General features: G+C 69.8%; 13 protein-coding genes. 9 read left to right on the forward strand and 4 right to left on the reverse strand.

The window, feature by feature from the left end; all coding sequences use genetic code 11:
• Both ABZ803_RS14795 and ABZ803_RS14800 read right to left on the reverse strand, forming a co-directional pair.
• Entirely contained in the window at window positions 1–1,815 is a 1,815-nt protein-coding gene (locus ABZ803_RS14795; protein ID WP_357037341.1) for a nitrite/sulfite reductase, read from the reverse strand.
• Window positions 1,816–1,940: 125 nt separating this feature from the next.
• Window positions 1,941–2,033 carry an Ms4527A family Cys-rich leader peptide gene (locus ABZ803_RS14800; RefSeq protein ID WP_357037344.1) on the reverse strand — a complete coding sequence of 31 codons (93 nt, stop codon included), beginning with the start codon at window positions 2,031–2,033 and terminating at the stop codon, window positions 1,941–1,943.
• A gap of 213 nt (window positions 2,034–2,246) precedes the next feature.
• Here ABZ803_RS14800 and ABZ803_RS14805 point away from each other — a divergent pair, with 213 nt between their 5' ends.
• The 3 genes from ABZ803_RS14805 (at window position 2,247) to ABZ803_RS14815 (ending at window position 4,396) form a co-directional block, all read left to right on the forward strand.
• Window positions 2,247–2,654 carry an SgcJ/EcaC family oxidoreductase gene (locus ABZ803_RS14805; RefSeq protein WP_357037347.1) on the forward strand — a complete coding sequence of 136 codons (408 nt, stop codon included), beginning with the start codon at window positions 2,247–2,249 and terminating at the stop codon, window positions 2,652–2,654.
• Between the two features lie 255 nt (window positions 2,655–2,909).
• A complete protein-coding gene (gene hemW, locus ABZ803_RS14810; protein ID WP_357038110.1) occupies window positions 2,910–4,073 on the forward strand; it encodes a radical SAM family heme chaperone HemW in 1,164 nt (387 codons plus the stop codon).
• A complete protein-coding gene (locus tag ABZ803_RS14815) occupies window positions 4,070–4,396 on the forward strand; it encodes a hypothetical protein (protein ID WP_357037350.1) in 327 nt (108 codons plus the stop codon). The genes hemW and ABZ803_RS14815 overlap by 4 nt, the downstream gene beginning before the upstream one ends.
• Window positions 4,397–4,399: 3 nt before the next feature.
• On the opposite strand, the gene ABZ803_RS14820 is transcribed toward ABZ803_RS14815, so the two are convergent.
• Window positions 4,400–5,365: a helix-turn-helix domain-containing protein gene (locus ABZ803_RS14820; protein WP_357037352.1), complete on the reverse strand. Its 966-nt coding sequence runs from the start codon at window positions 5,363–5,365 to the stop codon at window positions 4,400–4,402.
• Between the two features lie 241 nt (window positions 5,366–5,606).
• On the opposite strand from ABZ803_RS14820, the gene ABZ803_RS14825 reads away from it, so the two are divergent.
• The 5 genes from ABZ803_RS14825 to ABZ803_RS14845 all read left to right on the forward strand — a co-directional run bounded on the left by ABZ803_RS14825 (window position 5,607) and on the right by ABZ803_RS14845 (window position 10,472).
• Entirely contained in the window at window positions 5,607–6,428 is an 822-nt protein-coding gene (locus tag ABZ803_RS14825; protein WP_357037355.1) for an alpha/beta hydrolase, read from the forward strand.
• Between the two features lie 14 nt (window positions 6,429–6,442).
• The gene (locus ABZ803_RS14830; RefSeq protein ID WP_357037358.1) at window positions 6,443–7,246 is read left to right on the forward strand and encodes an alpha/beta hydrolase; all 804 of its coding nucleotides are present in this window, start codon (window positions 6,443–6,445) and stop codon (window positions 7,244–7,246) included.
• 150 nt (window positions 7,247–7,396) lie between these two features.
• Window positions 7,397–8,428: a heat-inducible transcriptional repressor HrcA gene (hrcA, locus tag ABZ803_RS14835; RefSeq protein WP_062969765.1), complete on the forward strand. Its 1,032-nt coding sequence runs from the start codon at window positions 7,397–7,399 to the stop codon at window positions 8,426–8,428.
• Between the two features lie 151 nt (window positions 8,429–8,579).
• Window positions 8,580–9,731, forward strand: coding sequence for a molecular chaperone DnaJ (dnaJ, locus tag ABZ803_RS14840; RefSeq protein WP_040865605.1), 1,152 nt, complete (start codon window positions 8,580–8,582; stop codon window positions 9,729–9,731).
• On the forward strand, window positions 9,732–10,472 hold the full coding sequence (locus tag ABZ803_RS14845; protein WP_357037363.1) for a 16S rRNA (uracil(1498)-N(3))-methyltransferase: 741 nt from the start codon (window positions 9,732–9,734) through the stop codon (window positions 10,470–10,472).
• Between the two features lie 40 nt (window positions 10,473–10,512).
• Here ABZ803_RS14845 and ABZ803_RS14850 read toward each other — a convergent pair whose 3' ends face one another.
• Window positions 10,513–11,757: an MFS transporter gene (locus tag ABZ803_RS14850; protein ID WP_357037366.1), complete on the reverse strand. Its 1,245-nt coding sequence runs from the start codon at window positions 11,755–11,757 to the stop codon at window positions 10,513–10,515.
• 100 nt (window positions 11,758–11,857) lie between these two features.
• Between ABZ803_RS14850 and ABZ803_RS14855 the strand changes: the two genes are divergently transcribed.
• Complete coding sequence (locus ABZ803_RS14855; protein WP_357037369.1) at window positions 11,858–12,760, forward strand: LysR family transcriptional regulator; 903 nt, start codon at window positions 11,858–11,860, stop codon at window positions 12,758–12,760.
• The last annotated feature ends 85 nt before the right edge of the window (window positions 12,761–12,845 follow it).

Genomic DNA, 12,845 nt, shown 5'->3' on the forward strand with positions numbered 1-12,845 from the left:
TTATCTCAGGTCGGCCTCGTCGGCGCGGACCGCCCACTGGGCGAACCTTTCGCCGTCGGTACGTTGCTTGACGAAGTTGCGCACCACACGGTCGATGTAGTCGCCCAGTTCCTGGGTGGTCACCTTGTGCTGGCGCAGTTTGCGCCCGAAGGCGCTGTCGAAGCCGAGGCTGCCACCGAGGTGAACCTGGAAGCCCTCGACGTGATTCCCGTTGCCGTCGTCGACCAGCTGTCCCTTGAACCCGATGTCGGCGATCTGCGAGCGGGCGCAGGAATTCGGGCAGCCGTTGATATTGATCGTGATCGGGACGTCCAGCTGCGCGTTCAGATCAGCGAGCCGCTCCTCCAGCTCCGGCACCAGCGCCTGGGAGCGCTTGCGGGTCTCGGCGAAGGAGAGCTTGCAGAACTCGATGCCGCTGCAGGCCATCAGATTGCGCCGCCACAGCGAGGGCCGAGCCTGCAGGCCGAGCGGCTCGAGCTCGTCGATCAGCGCGTCGACCTTGTCGTCGGGAACGTCGAGCACGATCAGCTTCTGATACGGGGTGAACCGGACGCGATCGGAGCCGATCCGCTCCACCGCGTCGGCCACCTTGGTCAGGACGGTGCCCGACACCCGGCCCGCGATGGGGGAGAAGCCGACGGCGTTGAGCCCGTTGCGCAGCCGCTGCACACCGACGTGGTCGATCGGCTTGGTCGGCTGCTGCGGCGCGGGACCGTCGATCAGCTTGCGCTTCAGGTACTCGTCCTCGAGCACCTGGCGGAATTTCTCGATGCCCCAGTCCTTGATCAGGAACTTCAGGCGCGCCTTGGTGCGCAGGCGGCGGTAGCCGTAGTCGCGGAACACCGACACGACGGCTTCCCACACGTCCGGCACCTCGTCCAGCGGCACCCACACGCCCACCCGCTGGGCGAGCATCGGGTTGGTGGACAGGCCGCCGCCGACCCACAGGTCCAGGCCGGGGCCGTGCTCGGGGTGCTCGACACCGATGAACGCCACGTCGTTGATCTCGTGTACCACGTCCTGCTGGCCGGAGATCGCGGTCTTGAACTTGCGCGGCAGGTTGGAGTACTCCTTCTTGCCGATGTAGCGGCGCACGATCTCCTCGATCGCGAGCGTCGGGTCGATGACCTCGTCCAGCGACTCGCCCGCCAGCGGGGACCCGAGCACCACGCGCGGGCAGTCGCCGCACGCCTCGGTGGTCTTCAGTCCGACCGCTTCGATGCGCTTCCAGATCTCGGGGACGTTCTCCACCTCGATCCAGTGGTACTGCACGTTCTCCCGGTCGGACAGATCCGCGGTGTCGCGGGCGAACTCGGTGGAGATCTGACCGAGCGTGCGCAGTTGCGCGACATTCAGCGCGCCGCCGTCGCAGCGCACGCGCATCATGAAGTACTTGGCTTCGAGCAGATCGATGTTCTCGTCACCGGTCCAGGTGCCGTCGTAGCCCTGCTCGCGCTGGGTGTACAGGCCCCACCAGCGGAACCGGCCGCGCAGGTCGCCCTTGTCGATCCCGTCGAAGCCGGTCTTGGCGTAGATGTTCTCGATCCGCGCGCGGACGTTGAGCGGGTTGTCGTCCTTCTTGGACTGTTCGTTCGGGTTCAGCGGTTCGCGGTAGCCCAGCGCCCACTGGCCCTCGGCCTTGCGGCGAACGGGCTTGCCGGTGCGCACGCGCGGGCCGGTGGAGGTCGCCTCGGGACGCGGGCGATCCGGGCGGACGCGGCGTTCGGAGGCCGGCCGGTCGGGACGCGCGCGATGCCCGGGCTGGGATTCGGGCGTGGGCTGATCGTTCGGACCGGCGTCGGTGCTCGACGTCATGGGGTCGCTCCTGCGGGGTGGGTGGTACATCCTGCTGAAGGGCGTGAGGGGCTGACTCACGCCTGCGGTGTCAGCGGGCCGATGAAGTCGGGATCGCCGGGGACCCGGGATCGGGGCGCGCTGAACTACCGAGGGGAACGAGGCAGACAGCAGGCGCTACACACGCGCTTGTAATCGACGTGGCGACGTGCCACAAGTCGAATCTCCAAAGCGCGCATGCGGCCTATTGTGCCACGTCAGCGAGGGCCTTCCGACCCCCCGTCCGGTATTTCCCGGCTTTTCGCGGGAAATCCCCTGGACGTTCGACCCGGTTTGTGACGGCAGTCATAGTTCGAAGCCCGAACCGGGCGTGTGATACGACCGCCGCATCGTTCGTGACGCTGAGCACGCCGCTTGACCTCGAGTCGGCTCGAGGTAGCACGCTGGTCGCCATGAGTACCCCAGCGGTCGATACCGCCGCAGAGACCGAGGCCATCCGTGCGGTCGTCGCGAGCGTCCAGCACGCCCAGCGGAACGAACTCGTCGACGAATTCGTCGCGCTGTTCCGGGAGGACGCGATCTGGACCACCGGACACGGCAGGCGACTCTACGGACGCGACGCCATCGCCGAATTCACCGCCCGGGTGCTGCCGGGGGCCACCGCGCACGGCTCGGCGACCTACGAGGTCGAGCACGTGCTGTTCATCCGGCCCGACGTGGCCGCGGTCAAGGTGCGCCAGCGCTACTTCACCCCGGACGGCGCGCTGGACAGCGAAGGCAGTCCGATGTACGTGATGTCCAAGGAGGACGGCCGCTGGTTGCTCACCGCCAACCAGAACACGCCGGTCGTGTCGGACTGAGACGGTCGCCATCGGTCCGGGGCCGGGTCATGCCCGCGACCGAAGGGGTCATCGGCTCCTGATCCAACGGTGCACCACGGGTCCCGATTCACCGAGTACGACGGCCGAGCGCTCACTGCGCGAATCGGCCCGAGCCGGAATTCGAGGTCGCTGGGCGCGCGGCGGAGTCCCGGGCGTCGGCGCGCGGCCGGCGACGTTCACACTGGACAGGTGAATTCTTCCGTCGCGTCCGCGAGCACCGACACGTCCGTGCCGGTGCTGCGCGATTTCGGCGGCGGGCCGTTCGGGATCTATGTGCACGTGCCGTTCTGCGCCACGCGCTGCGGCTACTGCGACTTCAACACCTACACCGCGGGCGAACTCGGTACCTCCGCGTCGCCGCAGTCCTGGGCGGCGGCGTTGCGGGAGGAGCTGGCCGCCGCCGCGCGGGATTTCGCCGCGCTGCCGAGCCCTGCGCCGGAGGTCTCCACCGTCTTCGTCGGCGGAGGGACGCCCTCCCTGCTCGGCGGTGACGGGCTCGCCGAGGTGCTGGACGCCGTGCGCGCCGAGTTCACCCTCGCCGCCGGTGCCGAGGTCACGACGGAGTCCAATCCGGAATCCACCTCGCCGGATTTCTTCGAGCGCATCCGGGCGGCCGGGTTCACCAGGGTCTCGCTGGGCATGCAGTCCGCCGCGGCGCACGTGCTGAAGGTGCTCGATCGCACGCACACCCCCGGGCGCGCCGTCGCCGCCGCGCGCGAAGCCCGCGCCGCGGGATTCGAGCACGTCAACCTGGACCTGATCTACGGGACGCCGGGCGAGCGGGACGCCGATCTCGACGCCAGCCTGGACGCGGTGCTCGCCGCTGGCGTCGATCATGTGTCGGCCTACTCGCTGATCGTGGAGGACGGCACCGCGCTGGCCCGGCGGGTCCGCCGTGGCGAATTGCCCGCGCCGGACGAGGACGTGCTCGCCGCCCGCTACGAACGGATCGACGCGCGACTGCGGTCGGCGGGGCTCGACTGGTACGAGGTGTCGAACTGGGCCGCGGGCGACGCCGCGGTCTGCAGGCACAACCTCGGCTACTGGGACGGCGGTGACTGGCTCGGCGCCGGTCCTGGCGCGCACAGTCACATCGGCGGCGTGCGGTGGTGGAACGTCAAGCACCCCGCGCGGTACGCGGATCGAGCCGCCACGGGCGCGTTGCCCGCCGCGGGCTGGGAAGCCCTCAGCGCGGACGAGCGGTACACCGAGCGGGTCATGCTCGCCGTCCGGCTGCGCACCGGCCTGCCGCTGGCCGATCTGGCCTCCTCCGGCCTCGTCGCCGTCGACCGGGTGGTCGCCGACGGCCTGGCTACCCGCACCGCCGACGACCGGCTCGTCCTCACCGACCGCGGCCGCCTGCTGGCCGACGGTGTGGTCCGCGAGCTGCTCGAATGATCGCGGTGGAAGATCACGAATTCATCGAGGCGACGAACTTTATGTCTCGTTGCGGTAACGCGGCGCCGACCGGCCGCGTAGTCTGCGACCAACCCCCAAGGAGACTCATGGCGTCGGCACGGCACATCACCCTTATCCATGAACCGGGCGAATTCGCGGAAGCGCGAGCGGCGGAGAAAGCGGAGAATGCGCGCCAGTGCGCCGTCGCCGCGCGCACCGTCGCCAGCTACGCGCAGAACGCCACCGACTGCGAATCGCTGCTGGCGATGCTCGGCCTCGACGCCCTCGCGGGCAAACAGGCGAGAACCGCCGATCGCGGCTGACCGCTACGGCTCGTCCGTGGCGAGCGCGATCCTGCGCCATTCCCGAGGCGAGCGTCCGTAGGCGGCGCGAAAACGCCGGGCGACATGGCTCGGATCGCGAAAACCCCGGCGCCGCGCGATCATCGCGATCGTCCGGTGCTTCTGATCCGGTCGCGCCAGATCGTCGCGCACCTGCTCCAGCCGCTGGCTGATGATCCACTGCTCCAGGCTGTACCCCGCGTTCGCGCAGATCTTGTACAGCTGCCGGACCGACATGTTGTGTGCCTTGGCGATCTGTTGCGCGCCGAGGTCGGGATCGGCCAGGTTGCGCCGGACATAGGCGCGGATGCCCGACAGCAGGATGTCGGTCGGGACGACGGACCCGTTGCCGTCGTCGCCGCCCGCCGACAACAGCAGCCCACGGATCAACTCGATGCTGGCGCAGCCGGACAGCGCGGCCGCCGGGTCGGCGCTGAGCGCGTCGGCGTCGGCGGTCAGCTGGACGATGTGGTTGGCGACCAGCCGGTAGTGCGGGCTGTCCTGCACCCTTGTGGCGGCCTGACCGATCAGCTCGGCGGGCAGGCCGAGTCGATCCAGCGGCACGTGCAGGCAGGTCGAGGCGCCCTCGCCGCGCCAGCCGAACTCGTAGGGCGCGTTCAGGTCCATGACGTGCAGATCGCCCGGTCGCACCACGCGCCGGACGTCACCCTGGTCGTATCGGCCCTCGCCGTCCTGCTGCACCGCGACCGCCAGCATCGGCGCGGGTGAGGTCCGTACCTGCTTCGGCGTCCGGACCAGCTGGACGGCCGAGGTCCGGGTGCGGAAGATGCTCGCCTCGCCGAACCGCCACAGGTCGACCGTGGCGTGCACACGCTCGTCCGGCCCGTCCAGCACCACATGGGACGGGACCGATGCCTCCTGTAGCGCCGCGGCCACTGCGGCCATTCGCTCGTGCGGCGCGATGGTGTCCGAATCGAACACGACCGTCATCACAGCCTCCGTCGCAAATGAGACAGATTCGGCAATCCTCGCACGCGCACGCTCGATCCGGCCGTGCATTCTGAGCCGAAGATCGTGCACGGAGAGTCGTTTTTCCGGCGGTCGCCCGTCATACGCTGTCGAACGGCGATCGACCGAGCCCGGCTCCGGTTCGGCCCGGGGGGCGCGCCGGTGCGGCCACGAGTCCGGTGACGCGTAATCCGACCATCCAGCCAGATCGAAGGGAACTGCCATGCCGACGATCACCACCACCGATGGCGTCGAGATCTACTACAAGGACTGGGGAGCGGGACGTCCCGTGGTGTTCAGCCACGGCTGGCCGCTGAACGGCGATGCCTGGGACAACCAGATGAACCTGGTGGCGAGCAACGGCTATCGCGCCATCGCGCACGACCGGCGCGCGCACGGCCGCTCCAGCGACGTGTGGGACGGGCACGACATGGACCACTACGCCGACGACCTCGCCGCGGTGCTGAACGAGCTGGACGTCAAGGACGCGACTCTGGTCGGGCACTCGACCGGCGGCGGGGAGGTGACCAGGTACCTGTCCAGGCACGGCACCTCGCGCGTCGCCAAGGCCGTGCTGCTCGGCGCCGTTCCGCCGTTGATGCTGCGGACCGGCGGCAATCCGGAAGGCACGCCGATCGCGGCGTTCGACGACATCCGCGCCGGTGTGGCCACCGATCGATCACAATTCTGGAAGGACCTGTCGGTCCCGTTCTACGGCGCCAACCGCGCGGGATCGAAGGTCTCGCAAGGGCTGCGCGACCACTTCTGGCTGATGGGCATGCAAGTCGGCCTCAAGGGGGCGTTCGACTGCGTGAAGGCGTTCTCCGAGACCGATTTCACCGCCGAGCTGCCGAGCATCGACATCCCGGTGCTGGTGGCGCACGGTGACGACGACCAGATCGTGCCGTTCGCCGCCGCGGGCGCCAAGACGGCGAAATTGCTGCCCCGAGCCCAGTTGAAGGTGTATCCGGGCGCCCCGCACGGCCTGTGTGGCGACTACGAGAAGGCGTTCGGCGCCGATCTGCTGGACTTCCTGAAGCAATGAGGAGGACAGAACCGATGACGAGCAAACATTGCCTGCGCCGCGCCGTGGTCGCGCTCGCCTTCGCGCTCGCCGCCACGGTGTCCGCCGGGCCCGCGCAGGCGCAGCCGCTGCCCACCATCGTGCTCGTGCACGGCGCCTTCGCCGACACCACCAGCTGGGACGGCGTCGCCGCCGTGCTGCGCGAGCGCGGCTATCGCGTCGTCACGCCGGACAACCCGCTGCGCGGGCCCGCCTACGACGCGGCCGCCGTGCAGCGCACGCTGGACACGATCAGCGGTCCCGTCGTGCTGGCCGGGCACTCCTACGGCGGTTTCGTGATCAGCAACGTGCGCGATCCGAAAGTCGAATCCCTCGTCTACATCGCCGCGTTCGCACCCGTGCAAGGCGAGGTTGCCCAGGCGGCGCTGGACCCGATCCGCTTCCCGGGCAGCCAGCTGCTGCCGCCCGCGTTGCAGGTGAAGGTCGTCGACGACGTCACGGGTGTCGCCGGGAAGAATGTGGACGGTTATGTCGCGCCCGACAGCTTCAACGCCGTCTTCGCCCAGGACGTCGGGCCTGCGACCGCGGCCGACATGATCGCCCATCAGCACTCCATCGCGGTGAAGGCCAATCTCGAGCCCTCCGGGCCGCCTTCCTGGTCGGGCACCCCGAGCTGGTATCTGGTCTCGGCGGCGGACCGGGTGATCCCGCCGTCCTCCCAGCGCTTCATGGCCCAGCGAATGGGGGCGCGAACCAGTGAGATCGACGCCTCGCACGCCTCCCTGGTCTCCCGTCCCGATGCCGTGGCCGCGCTGATCGACGGCGCCGTCCCCCGCTGATATGGGAGGCGTTGCAGGCGAGCGCTCCGGGTACCGACAATTAGACTGACGGAACGGACGAACCGTGATTCGCCTGCGATGCGTGGTGGCCGCGGTGCGTCGGCGCCGGGTACGGCGTGATCGGAGACGAAGAGCGAGGAGGTGGGGCCGATGTCGAGCACCGAGGATCGGCGCTTCGAGGTCCTGCGCGCGATCGTCGCGGACTATGTCGCGACCAAGGAGCCGATCGGGTCGAAGACGCTGGTCGAGCGGCATAACCTGGGTGTTTCCAGCGCGACGGTGCGCAACGACATGGCGGTGCTCGAGGCCGAGGGTTACATCACCCAGCCGCACACGAGTTCCGGGCGCATCCCCACGGACAAGGGCTATCGGCAGTTCGTCGATCGGATCTCCGAGGTGAAGCCGCTGTCGGCGGCGGAGCGCAGGGCGATCATGGAGTTCCTGGAGTCCGGCGTCGATCTCGACGACGTGCTGCGCCGGGGCGTCCGTTTGCTGGCCCAGCTGACCAGGCAGGTCGCCGTCGTGCAGTACCCCACGGTCTCGGCGTCCACGGTCCGCCACATCGAGGTGGTCGCGCTCAATCCCGCGCGCCTGCTGCTGGTGGTGATCACCGATACCGGCCGGGTCGACCAGCGCCTGGTGGAACTCGGCGCGCTGATCGATGACGAGGACCTGGCCGCGCTGCGCGGCATGCTCGGCGGCGCGATGGACGGCAAACGCCTGGCCTCGGCCTCGGCGGCGGTCGCCGAGCTACCCGAGCACGCGCCGGTGCGGCTGCGCGACGTGCTGGTGCGGGTGTCCACGGTGCTGGTGGAGACCCTGGTGGAGCACCCGGAGGAGCGATTGGTGCTCGGCGGCACCGCCAACCTCACCCGCAACGCCGCCGACTTCGGTTTCCCCGGCTCGCTGCGCGCGGTCCTGGAGGCGCTGGAAGAACAGGTCATCGTGCTCAAGCTGCTCGCCGCGGCCCAGCATCCGGGGACGGTCACGGTGCGGATCGGCGAGGAGACGCAGGTAGAGCAGATGCGCGGCACCTCGGTGGTGTCCACCGGCTACGGCGCGGCGGGAGCGGTGCTCGGCGGAATGGGGGTGCTCGGCCCGACCCGGATGGACTACCCGGGCACGATCGCGTCGGTGGCGGCCGTGGCCCGATACATCGGTGAGGTCCTCGCCGAGCGCTGACCTGACCAGCGCGGGGAGCGGCCACTGCTACGCTCGACCTTTCGGCCGGATAAAGTTGAGTGCACAAGACTAATGCTGTTGCCGGCGCGCTTCGAACGCGGCGCGGGCACCGGCGGCACCGTCGAGAACGACCAAGGACTAGAGAACTCAAGTGGCACGGGACTACTACGGACTGCTCGGCGTCGCGAAGAACGCGACCGATCAGGAGATCAAGCGGGCCTACCGCAAGCTGGCGCGTGAGCTCCACCCCGACGTCAACCCCGACGAGGCGGCGCAGGCCAGGTTCAAGGAAGTGTCGACCGCCTACGAGGTGCTGTCGGACCCGGAGAAGCGGCGCATCGTCGACATGGGCGGCGACCCGCTGGAATCCGGCGGCGGCGGGGCCGGATTCAACGGCGCGGGCTTCGGCGGGCTCGGCGACGTGTTCGAGGCGTTCTTCGGCGGCATGAGCGGATCGGCCGGCGCGCGCAAGCCGCGCGGCCGCGTCCAGCCCGGCGCCGACTCGCTGATTCGCACCCGGCTCAGCCTGGCCGAATGCGCGGTCGGCGTGACCAAGCACCTCACCGTGGACACCGCGATCCTGTGCGACATCTGCCAGGGCTCCGGCACCAACGGCAACTCCAAGCCGGTGCGCTGCGAAACCTGCGGCGGCGCGGGCGAAGTCCAGTCCGTGCAACGGTCCTTCCTCGGCCAGGTGCTGACCTCGCGCCCGTGCCCCACCTGCCGCGGCGCGGGAGAGACCATCCCCGACCCCTGCCACAAGTGCGGTGGCGACGGCCGGGTGCGGGCGCGCCGCGAGATCGCCGCCCCGATTCCCGCCGGCGTCGCGAACGGCATGCGGGTGCGGCTGGCCGCGCAGGGCGAGGTCGGCCCGGGCGGCGGTCACGCGGGTGACCTGTATGTCGAGATCGTGGAGCAGCCACACGACGTCTTCGTCCGGGACGGCGACGATCTGCACTGCACCATCCGGGTACCGATGGTCGACGCGGCGCTGGGCACCACCGTCGTGATCGACACCATCCTCGACGGCCCCACCGAGCTGACCATTCCGGCGGGCACCCAGCCCGGCGAGATCTCGGTGCTGCGCGGGCACGGCATGCCGCGGCTGCGCTCCGGCGCGCGCGGCGACCTGCTCGCGCACCTGGACATCGTGATCCCGGCTAAGCTGGACAGCAAGCAGACCGAACTGCTGCGCAAGTACAAGGGAATGCGCGAGCGCGAACGCGCCGAGGTGATGTCGGCGCAGTCGGAGCACAACAGCGGCCTGTTCGCGCGGCTGCGTGCCTCGTTCAGCGGGCGCTAGGTGGCCGCGACGGTCTTCTACCTCGACGAGGTGCCCGAGCCGGGTGCGGTCGCGGTGCTCGACGGGCCGGAGGGCAGGCACGCCGCCACGGTGCGCCGTATCCGGGTCGGCGAGCCGATCACCCTCTCCGATGGTCGCGGCGTGCTCGCCGAATCGGAAGTCGTCGCGGCACACCGTGACCGGCTCGAGCTGACGGTGCGCGACCGGAGGCTCGCGGCCCCGCCGACGCCGCCCGTGACCGTCGTGCAGGCATTGCCGAAATCCGACCGTTCCGAGCTGGCGGTCGAGCTGATGACCGAGGCGGGCGCCGACGCCGTCATTCCCTGGCAGGCCGCGCGCTGCGTCGCGAACTGGGAGGCCAAGGCGGCCAAAGGGGTGGACAAGTGGCGGGCCGCGGCGCGTTCGGCGGCCCGGCAGTCCCGCCGCGCCTACATCCCGGAGGTCGCCGACCTGCACCGCACAAAAGAGCTGCTGGAGCTGGTCCGGAAGGCCAAGGCCGCCGGTGCGATCGTCGCGGCGCTGCACGAATCCGGTACCGCTCGCTTCACCGAATTGCCCTTCGCCGGCGCCACCGAGATCTTCCTCGTGGTCGGTCCGGAAGGCGGGCTGGACGACGCGGAACTCACCGCTTTGAGCGAGGCGGGCGCGGACGTGACCTTGCTCGGTCCGACGGTTCTGCGTACCTCCACCGCGGCGGCGGTCGCGCTCGGCGCACTCGGCGCGCTGACACCGCGCTGGTGACGCTTCCCCCGTGTGGCGCGACACGCGGCGCGGTGCTCGGTCAGACCCGGACAGGTGCCGCTTCCGAGGCGGGAGCGGCACGCATCGCCGCCTCGCGTTGCGCTCGATGCGATACGCCCAGCAGTAGCGCCGCGAGGACCATCAGGAAGCCGATGCCGCAGGTCAGGCCGAGCCATCCGGCTCGGGCGTAAGCGATCCCCGCCGCGCCGCCGACCAGCGCGCTGCCCAGGTAGTAGGCGAACAGATACAGCGACGACGCCGCGCCCCGATTGCCTTCGGCCATCGCGCCCACCCATGCGCTCGCCGCGGTGTGCGCACCGAAAAACCCCGCGGTGTAGAGCAATACGCCGAGTATGACGGGACCGAGGTGATCGGGAATCGTGAGGACGAGCCCGATTGCCATCGCCACCAGTGAGATCGTGAGCACCCACTGCCTGCCGATCCGATCGGTCAGCCGTCCGGACGCCGCCGAGGCCGCTGTCCCGGCCAGATACAGCACGAACACCAGCCCCGCCAGCGCTTCCGGCAGGCCGAACGGCGCCCTGGTCAGCCGGTAGCCGAGATAGTTGTACATCGAGACGAACCCGCCCATCAGCACGAACGCCAGCCCGAACAGTGCGAGCAGTCCGCGATGGCGCAACTGGCCGCCCAGGTCGGCGAGCACCGTGCGGATCCCGGCGGGCCGGGGGACGAAGCCGCGAGACGGCGGCAGCCACCGGACGAACCACACGGTGCAGGCCGCGGCGGCGAGGGAGGCCACTGCCAGCGCCCACCGCCAGGACGCGAGGTCCGAGGTGAACGCCGGAATCAACCGCCCGGCCAGCCCACCGATCGTGGTGCCCGCCACATAGACGCCCATCGCGGCGCCCAACCCGTCCCCGCCGATCTCCTCCGCCAGATATGCCATAGCCACCGCGGGCACACCGGCCAAGGCGACGCCCTGAAGCGCTCGCCCGGCGAGCAGCACATCCAATGAGGGGCTCAGCGGTAGCAGCAGTCCGATCACCGCCGCCGTGATGGCGGAACCGGTCATCACCCTGGTCCGGCCGATCCGTGACGAGAGCGCACTCACCGGGATGATCGTCAGCGCGAGGAATCCGGTCGTGAGGGAGACCGCCAGCGCCGCTCGCGCAGGCGTCGCGCCGAACGCGGCCGAAAGGCTGGGCAGCAGCGCCTGGGCGCTGTACATGGAGGCGAAGGTGGTCAATCCGGCCGCGAACAGCGCGGTGGTGATCCTGCGGTCGTGGGCGGCGTCCCGTGCCACCCCGCTCGAAGTCGTGGACATGGCTTCCTCCTTTCGACCAGCATCGCCAGCCCTCATTGAGAACGGAAATGAATAATGAGAGCCGAGTTCATGCGCTGATCGCATATAGGGAGGCCCGAGCGTGCTGAGTGAGGATCTGGAGTGGTTCACGACACTCGCCGAACTGGAGCGGGTGGGTGCGGCCGCGGACCGGCTGCACCTCGCGCAGCCGACGCTGTCGCGCATGCTGGCCCGATTGGAACGCAGGGTGGGTGTCGAACTGTTCGATCGGCACGGGAAGCGGATCACCCTCAACGAGTTCGGGCGGATCTATTACGAGCACGCCCGCCGCGCGCAAGCCGAACTGGACGCGGCGAAACAGGCGCTCGCCGATCGGTCCAATCCGGCCGGGGGCGTGCTGCGGCTGTCGTTTCAGCACTCTTTCGGCGGCTCGCTGGTGCCGCAGCTGATCAGCGGTTTCCGGCGCGCTTCCGGTCGGATCACGATCACCCTGTGGCAGGGCGCGGCCGAAGCGGTGACCGAGCGGGTGCTCGCGGGCGAAGCCGATCTGGGCATCGTCTCGCCACGCCCCGCCGCAGCGGGCATCGGCTGGCGCGCCGTGCTGCGCCAGCCGCTGGTCCTCGCGGTGCCGCCGGAACATCGGTTGGCCGGGCGGCGGCAGGTCCGGCTCGCGGAGGTGGCCGACGCGGAGTTCGTCACCATGCACCACGGCTTCGGTATGCGGCGCATCTTCGACGAACTGTGCGCCGCCGCGGATATCCGGCCGAGGATCGCGTTCGAATCGAGTGATCTTGTCACCGTGGCCGGGCTGGTGTCGGCCGGGTTGGGGCTGGCCATCCTGCCGGGCGAGGACCCGCTGTCGGCGGGACCGCTGTCCGGCCCGGCCACGGTGCCGCTGGCGGACGCGGGCGCCGCTCGCGCGGTGGGACTGGTCTGGTCCGCCGCGGCGACGCCGCCGGACGCGGTGCGACGCTTTCGTGACTTCACCGAGGATTGGGCGCGCCGACGTGGGGGAATCCCGTGAGGACCTGATTGCGCCCGGAGCATATTCACTGGGCGGTGTCGGTGGGGCGGGTTAAACTTCTCTCCATACAGCAGTCGAGACCGGA

The organism is Nocardia sp. NPDC047648 (genome assembly GCF_040642815.1).
Classification (GTDB): Bacteria; Actinomycetota; Actinomycetes; order Mycobacteriales; family Mycobacteriaceae; genus Nocardia; species Nocardia gamkensis.

What these genes read in the sequence shown, in the direction of transcription:
- ABZ803_RS14795 (WP_357037341.1), bottom strand. Translation starts at nt 1,815, where the DNA reads ATGACGTCGAGCACCGACGCCGGTCCGAACGATCAGCCCACGCCCGAA.
- ABZ803_RS14800 (WP_357037344.1), bottom strand. Translation starts at nt 2,033, where the DNA reads ATGCGCGCTTTGGAGATTCGACTTGTGGCACGTCGCCACGTCGATTAC.
- ABZ803_RS14805 (WP_357037347.1), top strand. Translation starts at nt 2,247, where the DNA reads ATGAGTACCCCAGCGGTCGATACCGCCGCAGAGACCGAGGCCATCCGT.
- ABZ803_RS14815 (WP_357037350.1), top strand. Translation starts at nt 4,070, where the DNA reads ATGATCGCGGTGGAAGATCACGAATTCATCGAGGCGACGAACTTTATG.
- ABZ803_RS14820 (WP_357037352.1), bottom strand. Translation starts at nt 5,365, where the DNA reads ATGACGGTCGTGTTCGATTCGGACACCATCGCGCCGCACGAGCGAATG.
- ABZ803_RS14825 (WP_357037355.1), top strand. Translation starts at nt 5,607, where the DNA reads ATGCCGACGATCACCACCACCGATGGCGTCGAGATCTACTACAAGGAC.
- ABZ803_RS14830 (WP_357037358.1), top strand. Translation starts at nt 6,443, where the DNA reads ATGACGAGCAAACATTGCCTGCGCCGCGCCGTGGTCGCGCTCGCCTTC.
- hrcA (WP_062969765.1), top strand. Translation starts at nt 7,397, where the DNA reads ATGTCGAGCACCGAGGATCGGCGCTTCGAGGTCCTGCGCGCGATCGTC.
- ABZ803_RS14850 (WP_357037366.1), bottom strand. Translation starts at nt 11,757, where the DNA reads ATGTCCACGACTTCGAGCGGGGTGGCACGGGACGCCGCCCACGACCGC.